This window comes from Plantactinospora veratri, assembly GCF_036421995.1.
Taxonomy (GTDB): Bacteria; Actinomycetota; Actinomycetes; order Mycobacteriales; family Micromonosporaceae; genus Plantactinospora; species Plantactinospora veratri.
This window is the reverse complement of sequence record NZ_JAZGQL010000036.1, coordinates 63,775-86,136: the sequence shown is the minus strand read 5'-3', so window position 1 is coordinate 86,136 and position 22,362 is coordinate 63,775. Positions and strand designations below refer to the sequence as shown.

19 protein-coding genes are annotated in these 22,362 nt (G+C 73.7%); 9 read left to right on the top strand and 10 right to left on the bottom strand.

Annotated features, from left to right (window positions below; translation table 11 throughout):
- Nucleotides 1–57: 57 nt before the first annotated feature.
- Genes V1634_RS32910 through V1634_RS32890 form a run of 5 tightly spaced genes read right to left on the bottom strand, consistent with a single transcriptional unit; the run spans nt 58 to nt 4,172 of the window.
- Complete coding sequence (locus V1634_RS32910) at nt 58–690, bottom strand: NeuD/PglB/VioB family sugar acetyltransferase (RefSeq protein ID WP_331211522.1); 633 nt, start codon at nt 688–690, stop codon at nt 58–60.
- Nucleotides 687–1,766: a glycosyltransferase gene (locus tag V1634_RS32905; protein WP_331211521.1), complete on the bottom strand. Its 1,080-nt coding sequence runs from the start codon at nt 1,764–1,766 to the stop codon at nt 687–689. Before V1634_RS32905 ends, V1634_RS32910 begins: the two co-directional genes overlap by 4 nt.
- Nucleotides 1,763–2,407: an acetyltransferase gene (locus V1634_RS32900; protein WP_331211520.1), complete on the bottom strand. Its 645-nt coding sequence runs from the start codon at nt 2,405–2,407 to the stop codon at nt 1,763–1,765. The genes V1634_RS32905 and V1634_RS32900 overlap by 4 nt, the downstream gene beginning before the upstream one ends.
- A complete protein-coding gene (locus V1634_RS32895; protein ID WP_331211519.1) occupies nt 2,404–3,057 on the bottom strand; it encodes a sugar transferase in 654 nt (217 codons plus the stop codon). The genes V1634_RS32900 and V1634_RS32895 overlap by 4 nt, the downstream gene beginning before the upstream one ends.
- The gene (locus V1634_RS32890; RefSeq protein ID WP_331211575.1) at nt 3,054–4,172 is read right to left on the bottom strand and encodes a DegT/DnrJ/EryC1/StrS family aminotransferase; all 1,119 of its coding nucleotides are present in this window, start codon (nt 4,170–4,172) and stop codon (nt 3,054–3,056) included. Before V1634_RS32890 ends, V1634_RS32895 begins: the two co-directional genes overlap by 4 nt.
- A 352-nt stretch (nt 4,173–4,524) precedes the next feature.
- On the opposite strand from V1634_RS32890, the gene V1634_RS32885 reads away from it, so the two are divergent.
- Genes V1634_RS32885 through wecB form a run of 4 tightly spaced genes read left to right on the top strand, consistent with a single transcriptional unit; the run spans nt 4,525 to nt 9,186 of the window.
- Nucleotides 4,525–5,565: a polysaccharide biosynthesis protein gene (locus V1634_RS32885; RefSeq protein ID WP_331211518.1), complete on the top strand. Its 1,041-nt coding sequence runs from the start codon at nt 4,525–4,527 to the stop codon at nt 5,563–5,565.
- A complete protein-coding gene (locus tag V1634_RS32880) occupies nt 5,562–6,731 on the top strand; it encodes a polysaccharide biosynthesis C-terminal domain-containing protein (protein ID WP_331211517.1) in 1,170 nt (389 codons plus the stop codon). Before V1634_RS32885 ends, V1634_RS32880 begins: the two co-directional genes overlap by 4 nt.
- Nucleotides 6,728–8,065, top strand: a complete 1,338-nt coding sequence (locus tag V1634_RS32875; RefSeq protein ID WP_331211516.1) for a glycosyltransferase family 4 protein — start codon at nt 6,728–6,730, stop codon at nt 8,063–8,065. Before V1634_RS32880 ends, V1634_RS32875 begins: the two co-directional genes overlap by 4 nt.
- Nucleotides 8,062–9,186, top strand: coding sequence for a non-hydrolyzing UDP-N-acetylglucosamine 2-epimerase (gene wecB / locus V1634_RS32870; RefSeq protein ID WP_331211515.1), 1,125 nt, complete (start codon nt 8,062–8,064; stop codon nt 9,184–9,186). Before V1634_RS32875 ends, wecB begins: the two co-directional genes overlap by 4 nt.
- Nucleotides 9,187–9,198: 12 nt before the next feature.
- Here the strand turns inward: wecB and V1634_RS32865 are convergent, their stop codons facing one another.
- Both V1634_RS32865 and V1634_RS32860 read right to left on the bottom strand, forming a co-directional pair.
- A complete protein-coding gene (locus V1634_RS32865) occupies nt 9,199–10,842 on the bottom strand; it encodes a sensor histidine kinase (protein ID WP_331211514.1) in 1,644 nt (547 codons plus the stop codon).
- Nucleotides 10,839–11,579, bottom strand: a complete 741-nt coding sequence (locus tag V1634_RS32860) for a response regulator transcription factor (RefSeq protein WP_331211513.1) — start codon at nt 11,577–11,579, stop codon at nt 10,839–10,841. The genes V1634_RS32865 and V1634_RS32860 overlap by 4 nt, the downstream gene beginning before the upstream one ends.
- 158 nt (nt 11,580–11,737) lie before the next feature.
- Between V1634_RS32860 and V1634_RS32855 the strand changes: the two genes are divergently transcribed.
- Both V1634_RS32855 and V1634_RS32850 read left to right on the top strand, forming a co-directional pair.
- A complete protein-coding gene (locus V1634_RS32855) occupies nt 11,738–11,932 on the top strand; it encodes a hypothetical protein (RefSeq protein WP_331211512.1) in 195 nt (64 codons plus the stop codon).
- A gap of 84 nt (nt 11,933–12,016) precedes the next feature.
- On the top strand, nt 12,017–13,042 hold the full coding sequence (locus V1634_RS32850) for a DUF389 domain-containing protein (RefSeq protein ID WP_331211511.1): 1,026 nt from the start codon (nt 12,017–12,019) through the stop codon (nt 13,040–13,042).
- A gap of 106 nt (nt 13,043–13,148) precedes the next feature.
- On the opposite strand, the gene V1634_RS32845 is transcribed toward V1634_RS32850, so the two are convergent.
- The gene (locus tag V1634_RS32845) at nt 13,149–15,575 is read right to left on the bottom strand and encodes a Tex family protein (protein WP_331211510.1); all 2,427 of its coding nucleotides are present in this window, start codon (nt 15,573–15,575) and stop codon (nt 13,149–13,151) included.
- 291 nt (nt 15,576–15,866) lie between these two features.
- Between V1634_RS32845 and V1634_RS32840 the strand changes: the two genes are divergently transcribed.
- Nucleotides 15,867–17,852 carry a primary-amine oxidase gene (locus tag V1634_RS32840; RefSeq protein WP_331211509.1) on the top strand — a complete coding sequence of 662 codons (1,986 nt, stop codon included), beginning with the start codon at nt 15,867–15,869 and terminating at the stop codon, nt 17,850–17,852.
- Nucleotides 17,853–17,897: 45 nt separating this feature from the next.
- Here the strand turns inward: V1634_RS32840 and V1634_RS32835 are convergent, their stop codons facing one another.
- Nucleotides 17,898–18,557 carry a GOLPH3/VPS74 family protein gene (locus V1634_RS32835; protein ID WP_331211508.1) on the bottom strand — a complete coding sequence of 220 codons (660 nt, stop codon included), beginning with the start codon at nt 18,555–18,557 and terminating at the stop codon, nt 17,898–17,900.
- A 218-nt stretch (nt 18,558–18,775) separates the two neighbouring features.
- Between V1634_RS32835 and V1634_RS32830 the strand changes: the two genes are divergently transcribed.
- Nucleotides 18,776–20,260 (top strand): APC family permease, encoded by a 1,485-nt coding sequence (locus V1634_RS32830; RefSeq protein WP_331211507.1) that lies wholly within the window; start codon nt 18,776–18,778, stop codon nt 20,258–20,260.
- Between the two features lie 77 nt (nt 20,261–20,337).
- Here the strand turns inward: V1634_RS32830 and V1634_RS32825 are convergent, their stop codons facing one another.
- Nucleotides 20,338–21,492 (bottom strand): MBL fold metallo-hydrolase, encoded by a 1,155-nt coding sequence (locus V1634_RS32825; protein ID WP_407951894.1) that lies wholly within the window; start codon nt 21,490–21,492, stop codon nt 20,338–20,340.
- Between the two features lie 136 nt (nt 21,493–21,628).
- Between V1634_RS32825 and V1634_RS32820 the strand changes: the two genes are divergently transcribed.
- Entirely contained in the window at nt 21,629–22,288 is a 660-nt protein-coding gene (locus tag V1634_RS32820; RefSeq protein WP_331211506.1) for a class I SAM-dependent methyltransferase, read from the top strand.
- Nucleotides 22,289–22,362: the final 74 nt, after the last annotated feature.

Below are 22,362 nucleotides of genomic sequence, written 5' to 3'. Positions count from 1 at the left end.
GTTCGCGACCGGCCGAAGCGTGACCGGTGCGCGGATCCCTCGGTGACCTGTCGAAACTCAGTGGTCGCGCCGCTCGATCGGCCGGGCCGGCACCCCGACCACGACGGCGCCGTCCGGCACGTCCCGGACCACCGCCGCTCCGGCGCCGACCATCGCTCCGGCGCCCACCCTGATCCCGTCGATCACCGTCGCGCCGGCCCCGATCGTCGCGCCCGGCCCGATCCGGGTGGAGCCGGCGACGGTGCAGCCGGGCAGCAGGGTGGCGAAGTCGGCGAGTACGGCGTCGTGCCCGACGCTGGCGTTCGCGCCCACGTGCACGTGCCGGCCGGTCACGATGTCGGCGGTGAGTACGGCCCCGGGCCAGAGCACCGTGCCGGGGCCGAGTTCCACCGCCGGGCCGACCGCCGCCGCCGGGTGCACCAGCCGGGCCGGCGTCCGCGGGTCGAGCTGCCCGTCGAGCCGGGCCCGGATCGTGCCCGAGCCGACGCCGAGCACGTACCGGACGCGCTCGTCGGCGTCGACCAGCCAGTCGTCCGGGCCGAGCCAGTCGACCGGCAGCCGGGCCAGCTCAGCCGCGCGGCGCGGGCCGAGACAGCCGAGCAGCTTGTAGCCGCCGGCCGCCTCGGCGATGGCGAGGATCTCGCGGGCGTGTCCGGCGGTGCCGAGCACGACCAGGGCGTTGCCGGTCATCGGCCGCCCCGGCCGGAGGAGCGCCCCGGCTCCGCTCCGAGCAGCCAGTCGAAGTAGCCGGCCCGGTCGAACGGTGCGGGATCGGCGACCACCGGCTCGCGGATCCGGGCCACCGCCGCCGCCAGGCTCCCCGGGTCGTCCGGCTGGTATCCCAGCAGCGCCGGGCCGGCGATCTCCCGGGCCTGCGCGGTCTCCGGCGCGATGATCGGGATCCCGCTGGCCCGGGCCTCGGCGAGCGGATAGCCGAACGACTCCAGTGTGCACGGGTAGTAGACGGCGGTGGCCCGGCGCCAGAACGACAGGAGCTGGTCGTGCGGGACCACGCCGATCGCCCGGAGCGCCGGATGGGCCGTCACGTCCGGCGGCAGGTCGCCGGGTCGGGCGGTGACCCGGACCTCGATGCCGTGCCCCGCCGCCGCGCCGCCCCGACCGGCCGGCCCGCCCCGCCCGACCGTGTCGAGCAGCATCCGCAGTTGCGGGACCAGGTTCTTGTAGCCGGCCGCGACCACCGGGACCAGCAGCCAGCTCCGGTCGTCCGGTGCCCAGGCGTCGACCGGGGTCACCGGATGCGGGCGTACCGCGATCCGGTCCCGTACCGCCGGGACGTGCCGGACGACCCGGTCGGCCATCGCGCCGCACGGTACGACGACGAGGTCGGCCCGGCGTGCCAGCAGGCGGACCATCGGGATCTGCGCCCGGAACGCGCGGGGCAGCCGGCCGAGCAGGTACTCCTCGGCGGGATGGAGGAAGTGCAGGGCGTTGCGCAGCAGTACCCGGCGCTCGTGGCCGGCGTAGCCGAACGAGACGTTGTTCGGCGCGACCACCAGCCGGGCGCCGCGGACCAGCCGCTCCCGGCGCAGCAGCCAGCCGGGGCTGATCCGCCGCCCCCGGCCGATCACCCGGGGCCGGACCGGCACCCCGGCCAGGTAGGCGTCCAGCTCGCCCCGCCACCGGGCCGCGCCGCCCCGGTCCCCGCCGGCCGCGTCCAGCACCACGTCGCCGAGGTCGGCCGGCCGGGCGAGCCCGTCGGCGTCGTGCGCCCCGGCCGGGACGGCACTGCCCGTCGTCGCGGTCACCGCGCCGGCACCCCCTTCACCACGGTGCCGTCCGGCACGTCCCGGACCACGCAGGCACCCGCGCCCACCGTGGCGTCCCGGCCCACCCGCAACCCCTGGAGTACGGCCGCGGTCGTCCCGACCAGCACCCCGGTCTCGAGCGCACAGCTGCCGGAGATCGCGGCCAGCGGATTCACCGAGACGAAGTCGCCGAGCACGCTGTCGTGGCCGACCGTGCAGTTCTGGTTGAGGTGCACGTGCCGGCCGAGCCGGACGTTGGTGGTGACCCGGGCTCCGGCGAAGACCACCAGCCCGTCCCCGGCCACGGTGTCCGGGCCGACGGTCGCGTCCGGGTGCACCAGCGCGGGAGCCGGCAGGCCGTACGCCTCCACCCGGGCGGCGACGGTGCGCCGGATCCGGGGATCGCCGATGCCGAGCGCCACCGAGGTGCCCGGCGGCGCCTGGCGCAGCTCCTCGACCGGCCCGAGGTACGGCACGTCGAGCCGGCGGACCAGTTTGAGGCCCGGCTCGGCGGGGCGGTCGTCGACGAATCCGAGCACCCGCCAGCCGGGAGTACGGCCGGCGGCGGTGATCGCCCGGACGATGTCGAAGACCTCCCGCCCGTGCCCGCCGCAGCCGACGATCACCAGGTCGGCGGTCACGACTCCACACTCCGGCCCGGCCCCGACTCCGTCCCGACGAGTCGGCTGCCGGCGAACTCCGGCATGGTCGGGTTGCCCGGTGCGCTGATCCCCTGCCGGCGCAGCACCAGGAGTGCGGTCTCCAGCAGGATCCGCAGGTCGAGGGCGAGGCACCGCCGCTCGACGTACTCGACGTCGTAGCGGAACTTCTCCTCCCAGCTCAGCTCGTTGCGGCCGCGTACCTGGGCCAGGCCGGTGATGCCGGGTCGCACCTCGTGCCGGCGGGCCTGCTCCGGGGTGTACCGGTCGAGATAGCTCACCAGCAGCGGGCGCGGCCCGACCAGGCTCATGTCGCCGCGCAGCACGTTCCAGAGCGTCGGCAGCTCGTCCAGGCTGGTGGCCCGCAACCAGCTTCCGAACCGGGTCAGCCGGTCGGCGTCGCTGTTCCGGTCGGGGCCGGCCGGGCGCATGGTGCGGAACTTGCGCAGCTCGAAGTGGTGGCCGTCCCGGCCCGGCCTGGTCTGCCGGAACAGCACCGGGCGGCCCAGTGCCAGGGCCACCGCGGCGGTGCAGCCGAGCAGGACGGGGGAGAGCAGTACCAGCAGCACGGCCGCGACCAGCAGGTCGAGGAGGCGCTTGCGCCGGTCGTACCGCCGGTGGCCGGCGGTCATGCGCGGGCCTCCAGGAAGTTCGCGACGGCGTCCAGCACCCGGCCGGCCTGCGCCTCGGTCAGCCCGGAGCCGCTGGGCAGGGTCAGGCCGTCGGCGAAGAGCCGCTCGGCCGCGCCGGTGATCGCGCCCGGTGTCCCGGCGAACGCGGGTTGCAGGTGCATCGGCTTCCACACCGGACGGGTCTCGATCCGCGCCGCGTGCAGGTGCGCGGCGAGGTCACCGGCCCGCCAGCCGGCGGTCGCCGGGTCGACGACGATGGTGCTCAGCCAGCAGTTGATGCCGGGGTCGCCCTCGGCGAGCAGGCGTACCCCGGGCGCGGCGGCGAAGAGTTTGGCATAGCGTTCCCGCAGCTCGCGGCGGCGGGCGAGCATCCGGTCCAGCCGGCGCAGCTGGGCCCGGCCGACGGCGGCCAGCAGGTTGCTGAGCCGGTAGTTGTAACCGATCTCGGTGTGTTCGTAGTGCGGCACCGGTTGCCGGGCCTGGGTGGCCAGGTAGCGGCAGCGGTCGGCGAGGGCGGCGTCGTCGGTGACCAGCATGCCGCCGCCGGAGGTAGTAATGATCTTGTTGCCGTTGAACGAGAAGACGCCGGCCCGGCCGAAGGAACCGGCCGCCCGGCCCGCGTGGGTGGCGCCGAGCGCCTCGGCCGCGTCCTCCAGCACCGGCACCCCGGCGGCGGCGCAGACCGGCGAGAGCCGGGTGTAGTCGACGCAGGCGCCGAACATGTCCACCGGGACCACCGCCGCCACGTCCCGGCCGGCGGCGCGGAGTTCGTCGAGGAGCGCCGCGAGCAGCGCGACGTCGACGTTCCCGGTCGCCGGGTCGCAGTCGACGAAGACCGGCTCGGCGCCGGTGTAGACGACCGCGTTCGCCGTCGCCACGAAGGTCAGGGTGGGCACCACCACCGTCCGGCCGGGGCCGGCACCCAGGCCGAGCAGGCCGAGGTGCAGTGCCGCCGTACCCGAACTCAGCGCCACCGCGTGCGCCGTGCCGGCCCGGGCCGCGACCTCGCGCTCGAAGGCGTCGACCTCCGGCCCGAGCGGCGCCACCCAGCCGGAGCGCAGCGCCCGGATCAGGTACGACTCCTCCAGCGGCCCGACGTCCGGCGGGGAGAGCAGGACGGGCTCGGGTGGACCGGACGTGTCGGCCGGGCTGGCCGGTCCCGGCGACGGCGCGCGTTCAGAAAGATCCACGGGTGGGGGTCCCTCCAGAGCCGGAACAGCAGCTGACCGGAAGTGTTCTATCAGACTGATGGGACAGAAGTGGGCATCAACCGATATATGAATAAAAATTCAGGGATAAATGAATCAGAGAACCATTGTTTGACACGCGTGACTTGCCGGCCATCCCGTCGTTGACGCAGGTGGCACACCAGACACCAACGGTCCGGACCGGTGGAAGGGCACGGTCGAGCCGCAGATCTCGACGAGGCGCCGGGCCGTCCTATCGGCATGCGCGAACGGAGTACCTGTGACATCTCTGCCTGCTGGCCGCCGGGTCCTCATCACCGGCGGCACGGGTTCCTTCGGCCAGACGATGGTGCGCCGGCTGCTCGACCAGGACGTCGGCGAGGTACGCGTACTCAGCCGGGACGAGGCCAAACAGGACCTGATGCGGCACCGGCTCGGCGACGACCGGGTCCGCTACCACGTCGGGGACGTCCGGGACTTCGACAGCATGCTGCGGGCGACCCGGGGCGTCGACTTCGTCTTCCACGCCGCCGCCCTCAAACAGGTGCCGTCCTGCGAGTTCTTCCCGCTGGAGGCGGTCCGGACCAACGTGCTGGGCAGTGCCAACGTCGTCGAGGCGGCCGAGCGCAACGGCGTGGCCTCGGTGGTGGTACTCAGCACCGACAAGGCGGTCTATCCGGTCAACGCGATGGGGATGAGCAAGGCGCTGATGGAGAAGGTCGTCCAGTCGCACGCCCGGCACAACCCGGGCAGCCGGACCACGGTCTCCTGCGTGCGCTACGGCAACGTGATGTACTCCCGGGGCTCCGTCATCCCGCTCTTCGTCGAACAGATCAAGGCCGGCCGGGCGCCGACGGTGACCAACCCGGCGATGACCCGCTTCCTGATGTCGCTGGCCGAGTCGGTGGAACTGGTCGAGCACGCCTTCCTGCACGCCCGGGCCGGCGACATCTTCGTCCGCAAGGCCGGCGCCTGCACCATCGGCGACCTGGCGACCGCGCTCTGCCAGCTCTTCGACGTGCCGGCCAAGCTCGACCTGATCGGGGTCCGGCACGGCGAGAAGCTGGACGAGACGCTGGCCAGCCGGGAGGAGGTCGCCGAGGCCGAGGACTTCGGCGAGTTCTTCCGGATCCCGCTGGACGCCCGCGACCTCAACTACGCGCTCTACGTCTCCGAGGGCGACCCGGCCGGCGCCAGCGGCCGCGACTTCAACTCGGCCAACGCGCCCCGGCTGGGCGTACCCGAGATCCTGGAACTGCTCCGGGACCTCCCGGAGATCCGTGCCGAGCTGGCCGCCCGAGACCTGGCGCTGGCGCCGTGAGGCTGGTGCTGACCGGTGCCGGCGGATTCCTCGGCTGGCACGTACGGGTGCTGGCCCGCGCCCTCGGCTGGCCCGAACCGGTCGCCCTGACCCGGGCCGACCTGGCCGACCCGGTCCGGGTCGCCGCCGCGGTCGGCGGGGCCGACCGGCTGCTGCACCTGGCCGGAGTCAACCGGGGCGACCCGGCGGACGTGGCGGCCGGGAACGTCGAAGTCGCCGCCGCGCTGGCCCGGGGACTGCGGTACTGCCCGACGCCGCCGGCCACGGTGGCCTTCGCCAACTCGACCCAGACCGGCAACGGCACCCCGTACGGCGACTCCAAGCAGGCCGCCGCCGCCACCCTGGCCGGTGCCGTTGCCGGGCGCTGCCGCTTCGACGACGTACCGCTGCCGAACCTCTACGGCGAGCACGGCCGCCCGTACTACAACTCGGTGGTCGCCACCTTCTGTCGGCAGCTGGCCGACGGTGACCCGCCCGGGGTACGCGACGACCGCGAACTGACCCTGGTGCACGCCCTCGACGCCGCCGCCCGGCTGCTCGGCCTGCCGCCCGGCGACCCCCGGCAACCGGCCGGGACCGCTGCCCCGACCGTGCCGTGGGACCCGGGCATGCCGGCGCTGCGGATCGGAGTACGCGCCCTGGCCGACCGGCTGGCCGGGTTCGCCCGGACCTACCGCACCGGCGAGATCCCGCCGCTGGTCGACCGGCACGACGTACGGCTGTTCAACACCTACCGGTCGCACTGCTTCCCCGCCGACCATCCCCGGCCGCTGGTCCGGCACACCGACCGGCGGGGCGCGCTGGTCGAGGTGGTCAAGTCGCACGGCGGTGCCGGGCAGACGTTCGCCTCGACCAGCGGCCCGGGGGTCACCCGGGGCGAACACTTCCACCTGGCCAAGGTGGAGCGGTTCGCGGTGCTGCGCGGCACCGCCGAGATCGCGCTGCGCCGGGTCGGGCACCGCGAGGTGCTGCGGTTCCGGGTCGGCGGGGACGAGCCGGTGGTGGTCGACATGCCGACGATGTGGGCGCACCACATCACCAACACCGGCGACGGCGAGCTGCTCACCCTCTTCTGGGCCAACGAACTCTTCGACCCCGCCCGCCCCGACACGTTTCCGGAGCCGGTGGCGGAACCCGCTGCGGCGGCGCCGGTGGTGGTCGGGTGAGGATCGGCGTCGTCACCCAGTGGTACCCGCCGGAGCCGGTCTTCGTGCCGGGTGAACTGGCCCGGGAACTCGGCGCCCGGGGACACCGGGTGCGGGTACTCACCGGCTTCCCGAACTATCCGGAGGGGCGGATCTATCCCGGCTACCGGCAGCGGTGGCGGACCTCGCACGCCGGGGGCGACAACGTCAGCGTACGCCGGGTGCCGGTCTATCCGAGCCACGACTCGTCCCCGCTCGGCCGGACCGCCAACTTCGCCAGCTTCGCCGCGAGCAGTGCGCTGGCCGCCCCGGGCTATCTGACCGGTGCCGACGCGCTCTACGTCTACCACCCGCCCGCGACCGCCTTCGCCGCGGCGGCGGTGGCCCGGCTGGCCCGGCGGGTGCCGGTCGTGCTGCACGTCCAGGACATGTGGCCGGAGTCGGTGACCGCCTCGGCGATGAGTCCCGGCGGTGGCGTCGGCCGGATGATCGAGCGCGCCCTCTCGGCGACGATGCGCCGGCTCTACCGGTCGGCCGCCGCGATCGCGGTCATCTCGCCGTCCATGGCCGAGCTGGTCGTCGCGCGGGGCGCCGACCCGGGCCGGGTCCGGGTGGTGCTGAACTGGACCGACGAGCGGCTCTTCCGGCCGGTGCCGGCGACCGCGTCGGCGCGGGCCGCACTCGGGCACCGGGGCCGCTGCACCGTGATGTTCGCCGGCAACATGGGGCCGTTCCAGCGGGTCGAGACCGCGATCCGGGCGGCGTACGCGGCCCGGGACCGGGTCGACCTGGTCCTGGTCGGCTCGGGTACGGAGGAGCAGCGTGCCCGCCGGCTCGCCACCGAACTGGGCGCCGGGAACGTACGTTTCCTCGGCCGGCGCCGACCGGAGGCGATGGCCGACCTCTACGCGGCGGCCGACTACCAGCTCGTCTGCCTGCGGGACCTGCCCGGGCTGCGCGGCACCGTGCCGTCCAAGCTCCAGGCCGCGCTCGCCTGCGGCGCTCCGGTGGTCGTCTCGGCGGCCGGCGACGCGGCCCGGCTGGTCGAGTCGACCGGGGTGGGTCTGGTCTGCCCGCCCGAGGATCCGACCGCGCTGGCCGCCCGGCTCGTCGAGGCGGCGGCGCTGCCACCGGCGGCCCGGACCGCGCTGCGCCAGCGGGCCCGCGAGGTCTACCGGGAGCGGATGTCGTTGCGGGTCGGCGCCGACCAGATCGAGGACCTGCTGACCAAGAGCGCCGTACCGTCGGCGGGCGGCTCCGGCCCGGCCACCGTCCGCCGGCTCCTCGGCGGCGGCGGCCGACCGGCTCCTGGTCGTGGAGGGCCCGAACGCGAGACAGGGACGAGGCCACGATGACCCGGGTGATGACGGTGGTGGGGACCCGACCGGAGATCATCCGGCTCTCCCGGGTGCTCGACCGGCTGGACCGTACGGTCGAGCACCTGCTGGTGCACACCGGGCAGAACTGGGACCGGAACCTCTCCGAGGTCTTCTTCACCGAACTGCGGCTGCGCGAGCCGGACCGCTTCCTCCGGATCGACACCACCTCGCTGGGCCGGGTGCTCGGCGGAGTGCTGACCGGGATCGAGCAGGCCATCACCGAACTGCGCCCGGACGCGCTGCTGGTGCTCGGCGACACCAACAGCTGCATCGCCGCGCTGATGGCCCGGCGGATGCGGGTGCCGGTCTATCACATGGAGGCCGGCAACCGGTGCTTCGACCTGAACGTGCCGGAGGAGACCAACCGGCGGCTGGTGGACCACGTCGCCGACTTCAACCTGGTCTACACCGAGCACGCCCGGCGGAACCTGCTGGCCGAGGGGCTGCACCCGCGCCGCATCCTGCACACCGGCTCGCCGATGCGCGAGGTACTGGAACACTACCGGCCGGAGGTGGCGGCCTCGACGATCCTGCGCCAGCTCGAACTGGAGCCGGGCGGCTACTTCGTGGTCAGCGCGCACCGCGAGGAGAATGTCGACGACCCGGCCCGGCTGGGGCGACTGCTCGACTGCCTGCGCGCCGTACGGGACACCTGGCGGCTGCCGGTGCTGGTCTCCACGCACCCGCGTACCCGCAAGCGGCTGGAGGCGCTCGCCGCCGACGCGTCCACACTGGAGGGAATCGCCTTCCACGAGCCGTTCGGGCTCTTCGACTACGTACGCCTCCAGTCGCAGGCCCGCTGCACCCTGTCGGACAGCGGGACGATCAGCGAGGAGGCGGCGATCCTCGGCTTCCCGGCGGTGACCCTGCGGGAGTCGATCGAGCGACCCGAGGCGCTGGACGCGGGCGGCATCGTGATGACCGGCCTCGACCCGGGCGGGGTGCTGGAGGCGGTGCGGGTCACCGTCGACCAGGTCGCCGAGGCCGGCGTGCCCTGCCCGGCGGACTACCAGGTCACCGACACGTCCCGCCGGGTCGTCGACTTCATCCTCTCCACCGTCCGCCGGCACCACGACTGGGCGGGCATCCGGCGGTAGCGCGGAGTTGGCTCAGGCCGGCCGGACCGGCAGGGTGAGCGTGAACGTGGTACCGGCCCCCAGTTGGCTGGTCACCCGGATGCTGCCGCCGTGGTCGGTGAGGATCTGCCGGACGATGGAGAGGCCCAGCCCGCTGCCGCCGGTCTGCCGGCCGCGCGCCGAGTCGGCCCGCCAGAACCGGTCGAAGACGTACGGCAGCGCCTCCGGTGCGATCCCCGAACCGGTGTCGACGACCTCGACCACGGCGGAGTCACCCGAGCGGCGCAGCGTGAGCCGCACCTCGCCGCCCTCGGCGGTGGCCCGCAGCGCGTTGGTGAGCAGATTGCCGACCACCTGGCGCAGCCGGTCCGGGTCGGCGTGCACGGCGACCGGTTCGGCGTCCACCACCAGGGTCACCCCGGCCGCGTCGGCACCGCCCCGGTGCGCGGTGCGGCACGTCTCCAGCAGTTCGGCCAGGTCGACGGCGGTCCGGTGGTACGCCAGGCTGCCGGCCTCGGCCAGGGCGAGATCCTGGAGGTCGTCGACGATCCGCTGCTGCAGCACCGCCTCCTCGTGCAGCGAGGCGAAGAGTTCCGGATCGGGTTCGATCACCCCGTCGGAGAGCGCCTCCAGATAGCCGCGCAGGTTGACCAGCGGCGTACGCAACTCGTGCGCCACGTCGGCGACCAGCCGGCGCTGGCGTTCCTCGCCGCGTTGCAGGGAGTCCGCCATCCGGTTGAACGACCGGGCCAGTACGGCGATCTCGTCGTTGCCCCGCACCGGCACCCGGCTGGTCAGGTCGCCCCGGCCGAGCCGCTGGGAGGCCGCGGTCAGGATCGCGATCGGGCGCAGCACCCGGTGGCTGAGCAGGGCGGTCGCGATGATCGCCACCGCAGCCACCCCGGCGGCGGCGGCCAGCAGCGGACCGACCACCAGCGCCCGGTCGTCCTCGTCGCCGACCCCGAGGATGACCTGGGCCGGTTCGGGCGCCACCTCCGCGATCCGGACGCTGAACGCCTCGGCCAGGCAGTAGTCCCTCGGCTCGCTCGGGTCGGTGGTGGTGCAGGCGGCGGAGAGGTCACCCAGGTCGGCCTGGAGCGCCCGTTCGGACCGGCTCGCCTGGTCGAGGCAGCTCCGGCCCACCTCCGGATGGGTCGAGGTGGCGGCCTTCACGTCGTATTCGGGCACCCCGAACCGGCCCGGCGTCAGGACCGGTTCGATCCCGTGCCGGGTCAGGCAGGCGGCGAACCGGACCTCGGTGCGGTAGCGGTACAGCTCGTCGGCGGCGGTCTTCGCCGGATCGGCGTCCACCCCGGAGAGGTTGAGGGTGGGGCGGGGGTTGACGTATCCGTTCACGGTGCCGAGTTCGCGTACCGCCCGCTCCGGGTTGCTCTCGTGGTCGGTGTCCACCAGTACCCAGCCGGAGTCGGTGACCAGGTGGATGCGCTGCCCGGTCTGCTCCCCGAGCCGTACGACGAGATCGCGGACCCCCTCCCAGGTGCCGTGCCGGCGGCCGTAGTCGCGCAGTGCGGTGGTGACCTGGTCCAGCGAGGCGGCGGCGGCGCCGGACTCGTCGATCTGCCGGGACGCCTGCCGGAGTACCAGCCAGAGGGTCGCGGCGGTCGCGCTGACCGCGACGAGCATCACCAGGCCGAGTACCCGTAACCGGAAGCTCACGCCGACGGGTCCGCCCCGGCGGCGGCGTCCTCCGGGCTCCGCTGGGCACCGGGCTGCTCGGCCAGCCGGTAGCCCCGGCCGAAGACGGTCTGCACGTAGCGCGGCTCCGCCGGGTCGACCTCGATCTTGCGGCGCAGGTTCATCACGTGCGCGTCCACGGTCCGTTCCAGCACGTAGTGGTCGAAACCGAAGGCCCGGTCGATGATCTGCGCCCGGGTGAACGCCCGGCCGGGCTCACCGGCCAGCACCTCCAGGATGCCGAACTCCTTGGCGGTGAGCGTGATCAGCCGCCCGCCGATCCGCACCTCGAACCGGCCCGGGTCGACCTCCAGGTCACCGACCCGGAGCACCGCCTGGTTGCCCGCGCTGAGCACCCCGGCGCGGCGCAGCAGGGCCCGGACCCGGGCGGCCAGCTCCCGTGGGCTGTACGGCTTGGTCAGGTAGTCGTCGGCGCCGATGTCCAGCCCGAGCAGCACGTCGTCCTCGGTGGTCCGGGCGGTCAGCAGCAGGATCGGCAGGTTGGACTCGGCCCGCAGGATCCGGCAGACGTCGAGCCCGTCCACCACCGGCATCATCACGTCCAGCACCACCAGGTCGGGGCGGCGGGCCCGGACCTGCTCCAGGGCGGCCCGCCCGTCACCGACGACGAGCACGCTGTGGCCCTCCCGTTCGAGATAGACCCGAACCAGGTTGGCCTGCTTCGGGTCGTCCTCGGCGACCAGTATCCGCGCGCTCATGTGTCCCCATTCTGCCTGCTCCGGGCGGCATCGATTAGAGCGCCGCCGGGGTGAAGAAGTGATGAAGTCGCTATCCGGAAACGGTCAGGGGACGGCCCGAACCCGGTGGGCACACGTTCTTGACAGCTTTCGCACATCCGCGCTCCTACCGTGCGGGCATGTCGAAAGGGATCGCAGTCGTACCCGGCGGGCGCGGCGGGCCGGCCGACCGGGCCCGGCGGTCCGCGCTCCGGCGCCGGATCCGGGAGACCCTGGCCCTGCGCCGGGCCGATGCCGCGGCCGGACTCCGGGCCGGTCCCGGCGGGGCGCCCGTCGGACCGGCCGGCGATGCCGGGCAGGGCACGCCGACCTGACCGCCCGCCCCGGATCGGGCGGGGCACTAGAGTCGTCGCCGACCGACCCACGCGCCGGCCGTGGCCGAGTGGAGGATGACTGTCGTGCTGCACCTGAGGATCATCGTGCCGACCGACCGGTCCGCCGCCGTGCAGGAGCTGCTCTCCGCCGATCCCGCCGTGGCGCACGTCATCGTGCTGCCGGGCGCCGCCCGTACGCCCCCGGGTGACGTGGTGCTCTGCGACGTCGTACGGGAGGGTGCCGACGAGCTGCTGGAGGCGTTGCGGGCCCTCGGCGTGGACCGGTCCGGCGGGGTGGTCGGAACCGGGGTCGACGTCACCCTCTCAGCCGCCGCCGACCGGGCCGCCCGGGCGGCACCCGGGCTGGGCACCGACGCGGTGGTCTGGGACGAGATCGCCCAGAAGACCGGCGAGGAGACCCGGCTCTCGGTGACGTACCTGCTGCTGATCACCCTGGCCACCGTCATCGCCGGCATCGCGGTCCTGCTCGACCAGCCAATTCTGATCATCGGTGCGATGGTGGTCGGCCCGGAGTTCGGGCCGCTCGCGGCGCTCTGCGTGGCGCTGCTGCGCTGGCGGAGGCCGGTCATCCGGCGTTCGCTGCTGGCGCTCGGCGTCGGTTTCCTCACCGCGATGGCGGTGACCGTGCTCAGCACCTGGCTGCTGACCGCCGCCGACCTGATCGACCGGTCGATGCTGCTCGCCGAGCGGCCGATGACCGACTTCATCTGGCGGCCCGACGCGCTCTCCTGGGTGGTCGGCTTCCTGGCCGGGGTGGCCGGGATGCTCTCGGTCACCTCGAACCGGTCCGGCTCGCTGGTCGGGGTGCTGATCTCGGTCACCACCGTCCCGGCCGCGGCGAACGTCGCGGTCGCGCTCGGCTACGGAGTCTTCGACGAGGCGTTCGGGTCGCTCCTCCAGTTGCTGATCAACCTCTGCGCGATCGTCGTGGCCGGCGTCCTCACGCTGCTGGTGCAGCGGCTGTGGTGGGAACGGGTCGCCGCCGCCCGGCCACCCTGGATCCGCTGGGGCCGTCCCGCGCCCGCTCCCCGGGATTCCGACCCGACCGACCCGTCCCGCGCGGTGCCGGACCGTACCGGCGGTGCCTGACCGCCGTCCGTACCCGTAGCGAGGATGCCGGCTCGCCGGGGGCCCGCCGCGACCGGCGGTGGCCGGTCGCGGCGAGCCGGCCGAGCTACCGCCCGGGACCGGCCGACTACCGTCCGGGGCGGTGCCCGTCGAGGCCCTTGTCCAGCCCGGCCCGGCGCAGCGCGTCGGCCAGCGCGCCGCCGCCGAACCCGCCACCCTGGCCACCGCCGGACCGGTTCCCGCCACCACCGCCGGACCGGCCGCCACCGGTACCGCCGCCACCCGGGCCGCCGCGGCCCTGGCGCTGCCGGCCGGCGGGCTCACCGCCCCGGTCCCGCGCGGGGCGGGGCTCGGCCTCGTCCTCCAGCCGCAGGGTGAGCGAGATCCGCTTCCGGGGTACGTCCACGTCCAGCACCTTCACCCGGACCACGTCACCGGACTTGACCACGTCACGCGGGTCCTTGACGAAGGTCTTGGACATCGCCGAGACGTGCACCAGACCGTCCTGGTGCACCCCGACGTCCACGAACGCGCCGAACGCCGCCACGTTGGTGACCACGCCCTCCAGCAGCATCCCGGGGGTCAGGTCGCCGATCTTCTCCACCCCTTCGGCGAAGGTCGCGGTCCGGAACGCCGGCCGGGGGTCCCGCCCCGGCTTCTCCAGCTCCTTCAGGATGTCGGTGACGGTCGGCAACCCGAACGTGTCGTCGACGTACTCGGCCGGCTTGAGCTTGTGCAGCACGGCGGTCTTGCCGATCAGCGCGGAGAGGTCGCCGCCGGTGCTGGCGAGGATCCGCCGGACCACCGGGTACGCCTCCGGGTGCACGCTGGAGGCGTCCAGCGGATCGTCGCCGCCGGGAATGCGCAGGAAGCCGGCGCACTGCTCGAAGGCCTTCGGGCCGAGCCGGGGCACCTGCTTGAGCGCCTGCCGGGTCCGGAACGGGCCGTTGGCGTCCCGGTGCAGCACGATGTTCTCGGCCAGCCCGGCGCCGATCCCGGAGACCCGGGTCAGCAGCGGCGCGGAGGCGGTGTTGACGTCCACGCCGACGCCGTTCACGCAGTCCTCCACCACCGCGTCCAGCGAGCGGGAGAGCTTCACCTCGGAGAGGTCGTGCTGGTACTGCCCGACGCCGATCGAGCGTGGGTCGATCTTGACCAGCTCGGCCAGCGGGTCCTGGAGCCGGCGGGCGATCGAGACCGCGCCGCGCAGCGAGACGTCGAGGCCGGGCAGCTCCTGCGAGGCGTACTCGGAGGCGGAGTAGACCGACGCGCCGGCCTCGGAGACCACCACCTTGGTTAGGTTCAGGTCGGCGTACCGCTTGATCAGGTCGCCGGCCAGCTTGTCGGTCTCCCGGGAGGCGGTGCCGTTGCCGATCGCCACCAGCTCGACCCTGTGCGCCCGGGCCAGTTTGGCCAGCGTCTCGATGGAGGCGTCCCACTGCCGGCGCGGCTCGTGCGGATAGATCGTGTCGGTCGCCACCACCTTGCCGGTCGCGTCGACCACCGCCACCTTCACCCCGGTACGCAGCCCCGGGTCCAGCCCCATCGTCGGGCGGGTACCGGCCGGCGCGGCGAGCAGCAGGTCGCGCAGGTTGGTGGCGAAGACCCGGACCGCCTCGTCCTCGGCCGCCTGCCAGAGCCGCATCCGCAGGTCGGCACCGAGGTGGATGAGGATCCGGGTCCGCCACGCCCAGCGCACCGTGTCGGCGAGCCAGCGGTCCGCCGGCCGGCCCCGGTCGGCGACGCCGAACCTGGCGGCGATCTCCTGCTCGTAGCGGGTCGGCCCGACCGGCGCGTCGTCCGGCGCGGACGCCTCCTCCGGGTCCATGGTCAGGTCGAGCACGCCCTCCTTCTCGCCCCGGAACATCGCCAGGATCCGGTGCGAGGGGAGCCTGGTGTACGGCTCGGCGAAGTCGAAGTAGTCGGCGAACTTGGCGCCGGCCTCCTGCTGGCCGTCGCGTACCCGGGAGACCAGCCGGCCCCGCGACCACATCTTCTCGCGCAGCGAGCCGATCAGGTCGGCGTCCTCGGCGAACCGCTCGACCAGGATCGCCCGGGCCCCGTCCAGCGCCCCGGTCGGGTCGGCCACCCCGGCGTCCGGGTTGACGAAGCCGGTCGCCACCGTGCGCGGATCCTGCGACGGGTCGGCCAGCAGCGTGTCGGCCAGCGGCTCCAGCCCCGCCTCCCGGGCGATCTGCGCCCTGGTCCGCCGCTTCGGCTTGTAGGGCAGGTAGATGTCCTCCAGCCGGGCCTTCGAGTCGGCCGCCATGATCTGCGCTTCCAGCGCCTCGTCCAGCTTGCCCTGGCCACGGATCGACTCCAGCACCGCCGCCCGGCGCTCCTCCAGCTCCCGCAGGTAGCGCAGCCGTTCTTCCAGGGTGCGCAGCTGGGCGTCGTCGAGCGACTCGGTGGCCTCCTTGCGGTAACGGGCGATGAACGGCACGGTCGAGCCGCCGTCGAGCAACTCCACCGCGGCCCGTACCTGCCGCTCGTGTACGCCGAGTTCCTCGGCGATCCGCTGGTGCACAGAGCGCGGCTGCGCAGAGGTTGTCACGTCCTGTTCCGCCTTCTCCACTCGGTTCCGCCCGCACCCGCCGCCGGGGCCGGGCCGGGCAACTGGGTGCCGGGAAGCATTGTGCCGCACCGGCCGGATTCCGGGCTCCTCGCCGGCCGGCGCCACCGGCCGGGTTCCGGACTCCTCGCCGGCCGGCACCGGGCCGCGGTCGCCGGGTCAGGCGGCGGTGCCGAGCCGGCGTCTCGGGTTCACGCCCCGTCGACTCTGGACAACCGAGAGTGATTCGGGTTAGGTCGGCTCGGAGTGCTCCGCGAATCGACGAGGACCGACATGACTCTTCTGGCCGACGACCGGCCCGCCGGCTCCGGTGCGGGCGTCACCGACGGGCATCCGCTGGCCCGGCTCACCGCCGACGAGATCCGGGCCGCCCGGACGCTGCTGGACCGGGCGGGGCTGCTCGGCCCGACCGTCCGGTTCGCCGTGCTGGCCCTGGCGGAGCCGGCCAAGGACGTGGTGCTGGCGTACCGGCCGGGCGATCCGGTGGACCGCCGGGTCCGGGCGGTACTCCTCGACGTCGCCACCGGCGTCGCCCGGACCGTACTGGCGTCGGTGACCACCGGCACCGTCGAGTCGGTACGCGAGCACGACGCGGCCCGGGACGGGCAGCCGCCGATCATGCTGGAGGAGTTCGTCGCCGTCGACGAGATCGTCAAGGCCGACCCGGGCTGGCGGGCGGCGATGGAACGCCGGGGCGTCACCGACCTCGACCTGGTCCGGCCCTGCCCACTCTCGGCCGGCGACTTCGACCTGCCGGGGGAGCGGGGCAAGCGGCTGCTGCGGGTGCTCTCCTTCCTCGCCCACCGCCCCGAGGACCACTGCTGGGCGCACCCGATCGACGGCGTGGTGGCCTACGTCGACCTGACCGAGCGCCGGGTCGTCGAGCTGATCGACCACGAACTGCTGCCGGTACCGGCCGAGGAGGGCAACTTCGACGACCCGGCGTACGTCGGGCCGGCCCGGACCAGCCTGAAGCCGATCGAGATCACCCAGCCGGAGGGCCCGAGCTTCTCGGTCGACGGTGACGCGGTGCGCTGGCAGAACTGGACCTTCCGGGTCGGCTTCGACCCCCGGGAGGGTCTGGTGCTGCACCAGCTCGGCTTCACCGACGCCGGCCGGGAGCGTCCGGTCCTCTACCGCGCCTCGGTCGCCGAGATGGTGGTCCCGTACGCCGACCCGAGCCCGGTGCGGTTCTGGCAGAACTACTTCGACGCCGGGGAATACCTGTTGGGCCAGCAGGTGAACTCGCTGGTGCTGGGCTGCGACTGCCTCGGCGAGATCTACTACTTCGACGCGGTCCTCGCCGACGGGGCCGGCGAGCCGCGCGAGGTGCGCAACGCGATCTGCCTGCACGAGGAGGACCACGGGGTGCTGTGGAAGCACACCGACCTCTTCACCGAGTCCGCGGAGACCCGGCGGCAGCGCCGGCTGGTCATCTCCTCCTTCGTCACCGTCGGCAACTACGACTACGGCTTCTACTGGTACCTCTACCTCGACGGCACCATCCAACTGGAGGTGAAGGCGACCGGGGTGCTCTTCACCTCGGCCTACACCGAGGGGAGCGGGTACGCGACCGAGGTGGCGCCGGGGCTCGGCGCGCCGTACCACCAGCACCTGTTCAGCGCCCGGCTCGACGTGACGGTCGACGGGACCCGCAACGCCGTCGACGAACTCGACGTACGGGCGCTGCCGGTCGGCCCGGACAACCCGTACGGCAACGCCTTCACCCGGGTGGCGACCCGGCTCTCGACGGAGTCCGAGGGCGCCCGGCACGCCGACGCCTCGGTCGGCCGGAGCTGGCGGATCTCCAACCCGGAGCGGCTGGGCCGACTCGGCCGGCCGGTCGGCTACCAGCTCCGCCCCGAGGGCCAGTCGGTGCTGCTGGCCGCTCCCGACTCCTCGGTTGCCCGGCGGGCCGCCTTCGCCACCCGCTCGCTCTGGGTCACCCGGTACGACCCGGAGCAGCGTTACCCCGCCGGTGACCTGGTCAACCAGCACCCCGGCCGGGCCGGACTGCCGGAGTACGTCGCGGCCGACCGGCCGATCGACGGCGAGGACATCGTGCTCTGGCACACCTTCGGCACCACGCACTTCCCCCGCCCGGAGGAGTGGCCGGTGATGCCGGTGGACCGGTGCGGCTTCACGCTGCGGCCGGACGGGTTCTTCGACCGCAATCCCACCCTGGACGTGCCGGCCAGCACCGCGACGCACTGCCATGCGGCCGGCGACGAGTCGGCCGGCAACTGCCCCGGCGGCTGAGGTTCGGCCGGCCGGGGCGAGTCGGCGCAACCGTGGCCGGGGCGGTCAGCGGCGCAGCGTGAGCGTGGTGGCGGCAACCGCCGCGTCGACCGCGTCGAGCAGGTCGCCGAGTTCCGTCGGGAGCAGCCGCCGGCCGGCGGCGATCCGCTCGGTGACGATCGTCCGGTTGGTCGGGATCAGCGCCCGGACCAGTCCACCGGCCCGGACCAGTCCGGCCAGCGTCGCGGTGCGGGCGTCCAGCGGCTGGTCGGAGCGCTCCAGGACGGCGTTGAGCCGGACCCGGGGCCGGGCCACCCGGTTCGGGTCGAGCCCGGGAAAGCGGACCGTGATGCGGAGGTTCAGCCCCCGGGTGGTCATCCGGCGGACCGCACCCGCGCTGACCAGCCGGTCGCCGACGTGGTCCCGGACGCGGGGGGCGAGGAACTCCAGCCACGATCGCGCCGGATGGCCGTCACCACGACGTACGATCTCGGCCAGCACGCGGTCGGTGACCGGCTCCCGCCAGGCCCGGTCGTCGGCGACGTAGACGCCGGACCGGATGAGGGTGATCCGCCCGTCGAAGAGCAGTTCGGCGAGGAGCGCGCCGGAGAGCGCGGCGTCCACCAGGTTCGCGGCGGCATGCGGCTTCCCGCTGTAGTCATCGTGTGCGATGAGGAACAGCTCGTCGGCCAGCCGCTCGGTGGGTGGGCCCGGGTAATTGGTCATCGTCATCCTCGGCCGGCCGGCTGGCGTGCCGGGGCGGTCACTCCGCAATGTCGATGCAGGACGGTACGGCATGCCCACTGTCCGTTCAACCCGCCCTGGCCCTGCGTGTTTGGATACTGTGATGTGTCGATCTCTTGTCGCGGGGCGTGATCGCCCATAACCTCTCCGGTGTCATTCGAGAGCCCCTTTCTCGTCACCCCACACCGGGAGACCGACATATGTCATCGAGTTCCGCCCCGGAGACCGGCCTGCGCCGGGGACGTCTGGGCACCGTGCATCTCGTCTTCTTCACCGTCGCGGCGTCGGCGCCGCTGACCGTGCTCGGCGGTGGCGTCACGACGATGTACGCCGTCAGCGGCAACGTCGGCGCGGCCCTGTCCTATGTGCTGCTCGCCGCCGTCCTCGGGGTGTTCGCCGTCGGCTACGCCGCGATGAGCCGGTTCGTCAGCAACGCCGGGGCGTTCTACTCGTACATCGCCAACGGGTTGGGCCGGGCGGGCGGGGTCTCCGGCTCCTTCATCGCCCTGGCCTCCTACAACGCGATCCAGATAGGACTCTACGGACTCTTCGGCGCCATCCTCGGCGACTTCATGGCGACCAAGTTCGGCGTCGAGCGGCAGTGGTGGGTCTGGGCACTGGTCGGGCTGGTGGTGGTCGCGGTCCTCGGCGTGCTCCAGGTCGACCTGAACGCGACCGTCCTCGCGGTGCTGCTCCTGCTGGAATGTCTCGCGGTCGTCATCTTCGACGTGGTCTCGTTCGGCAACCCGGCCGGCGGCAGCATCAGCCTCGCCGGGCTCGACCCCGGCAACCTCTTCGCGGCGGGGCTCGGTGCGGTCTTCGCACTGGGGATCGCCTGCTTCACCGGCTTCGAGTCCGGGGCGATCTACAGCGAGGAGGTCCGGGACCCCCGCCGTACCGTGGCCCGGGCCACCTACGTCGCGGTCGCCTTCACCGGCGCCTTCTACGCGCTGTCGGCCTGGGCGCTGACCGTCGTCACCGGTCCGGAGAACGCCCAGGCCGCCTCGGTCGAGGCCGGCCCGGGGGTGGTCTTCGGGACCCTGGCCGAGCATGCCGGCAGCACGGTGGCGGACGTGGCCAACCTGCTCTTCATCACTTCGGTGCTGGCCGCCCTGCTGTCGTTCCACAACGGTGTGGCCCGCTACCTCTTCGCGCTCGGCCGGGAGCGGGTGCTGCCCTCCTTCCTCAGCCAGACCGGGGTCCGCACCGGGGCCCCGGTCGCCGGCTCGCTGACCCAGACCCTGCTGGCCCTCGGCGTGGTGCTGGCCTTCGTGCTGGCCGACCGGGATCCGGTGCTCGACCTGTTCACCTGGCTCAGCGGTGTCTCGGCGGTCGGGGTGGTGCTGCTGATGACCCTCACCTCCGCCTCGGTGGTGGGCTTCTTCAGCCGCCGCCCGCAGGCCGGGGTCAACGCCTGGCAGCGGCTGGTCGCCCCGGCGTCGGCCACCGTGCTGCTCCTCGCCGTCCTGGCGGTGCTGCTGGTGAACTTCGACGCGCTGCTCGCCCCGGGCAACCCGGCCTACCTGGCCTGGCTGCTGCCCGGGGTTGTCCTGGTCGCCGCGCTGGTCGGGCTCGGCTGGGGGCTGCTGCTGCGGAGCATCCGGCCGGATGTCTACCAGGCCGTCGGCCGGGGTGTCGCCGATCCGTCGCCGGCCGAGGAGCCGGATCTCGCCCTGACCCGCTGACCGCCACCTCCGGCCGCCGGTCGACCCGGGGGGCGGAGCCGCGCGGGGGCAGCGGGGGTGCCGTCCCGTCGGGCGCCTCAGCCGAGCTGCCGCCACCAACCGTCCACCGGGGGCGGGTGGTCGACGACCACCCGCTCACCGGGGCGCGGCACCGCCAGGCGTACGCCCCGGGCCTCGGCCTCCCGGCAGAGCCGGTCCACCGGTTCGGCCCAGCCGTGCGGGGCGAGGTTGAAGGTGCCCCAGTGCACCGGAACGAGAAGTCCGCCGCGCAGGTCCAGGTGTGCGGTGACCGCCTCCTCCGGGTACATGTGGATGTACGGCCAGGCGGTGGCGTACGCGCCGATCTGGATGAGCGTGACGTCGAACGGGCCGTACCCGGCACCGATCTGGGCGTAGCCCTCGAAGTAGCCGGAGTCGCCGGAGCAGAAGACCCGACGGGTCCGGCCGGCCACCACCCAGGAGCCCCAGAGGGTACGGTCCCGGGCGAACGCGCGTCCGGAGAAGTGCCGGGCCGGGGTGGCGGTGACGTCGAGCCCGGCGACCGAGGCGCGCTCGCCCCAGTCCAGCTCCACGATCCGCTCCGCCGGTACACCCCAGCGCTCCAGATGGGCGCCGACCCCGAGCGGCACCAGGAACGGCGCGGACTGGGCGTCCCGCAGGGCACGTACGGTCGGCATGTCCAGGTGGTCGTAGTGGTCGTGCGAGATGAGCACCGCATCCAGCCGGGGCAGCCGGTCCAGCGGCACCGGGACGGGATGCAGCCGGCGCGGGCCGATCCGGGCCGAGGGCGAGCAGCGGTCGCTCCAGACCGGGTCGAGCAGCACCCGCCGTCCCTCGATCTCGATCAGCGCCGACGCGTGGCCGTACCACAACACGCTCAGCTCACCGGGCGGGGCGGTGGCCGGCGCGACGGTCTCCGGCACCAGCACCGGCACGCTGCCGGCGGGCTGTCGGGGCTGGTCGCCGAAGAGCATCTCCCGGAGGATTGCCGCTCCGGTGCCGGGCAGCGCGATCCGGGTACTGACCGGGTTGCGGAAGGCGCCGGCCCGGAACTGCGGGGAGCGGCGTACCCGGTCGGCCCGGGCGCCGTCGGGGAGCCGGCCGAGCGCGGCTGGCACGTCCCGGACCGCCCAGGCGGCCGCGCCGAGCGCGGCCAGCGCGACCGACCACCGCAGGCGCCGCCGCCGACGGCGCCGCGCCGCGACGTCGTCCCGTCCTGCCTCTCCGCGCATCTGTTCCGGGCCCCCTCGTCCCCACGAGCGAGGGTACGCCGGCCGGCGGGCGCCCGGCGCGGACCCGGGTAGTCCGCCCGCTCTGCCGCCCGTGGCGGCGCCGGGCTCCGTGACCCGGCCGTTAGGGTTGCCGTCCATGACCGAGGCACCGTTCCTGCACGCCACCCGCGAGTCCTACGACGCGCTCTCCGTCGACCACCTCGACCTCGTCGCCACCGAGCTGCCCCGGATGCCGGTGGACCGGGCACTGCTGGCCCTCTTCGCCGAGTGGGTCACGGCGACCGGCAACACCGTGGTCGCCGACGTCGGCTGTGGCCCCGGTCGGCTCACCAAGGCCCTGCACGAACTCGGTCTGGAGGCGTCCGGCGTCGACCTGTCGCCGAGGATGATCGCCCTGGCCAGGCGGGCCTACCCCGGCCTGCGGTTCGAGGTGGGGTCGATGCTGGCGCTGGACCTCCCGGACGCGTCCCTGGGTGGCCTGCTCGCCAACTACTCGATCATCCACGTGCCCTGGGAGCGCCGCCCCGAGGTGTTCGCGGAGTTCCACCGGGTGCTGGCCCCGGGCGGGCAGTTGATGCTCGCCTTCCAGGTCGGCGAAGACCGCAAGCGCTACGAGCGGGTGGACGACCTGACGATCTCGCTCGACTTCTACCGTCAGCAACCGGAGGAGGTCGCCGGACTGCTGGTCGAGGCCGGGTTCGAGGTCCGGCTGAAGGCCGTCCGGGCGCCGGACTCCGAGCGGGAGCTGACCCACCAGGGCTACCTGCTGGCCCGCCGACCCGTCGACGCCGGATAGCGGCCGCCGGCCGCCCCCCCGACCCGGCTGGGTCGGGGGGCCACCTTCCCGGAGCCCGGACGTGGGCCGGAATC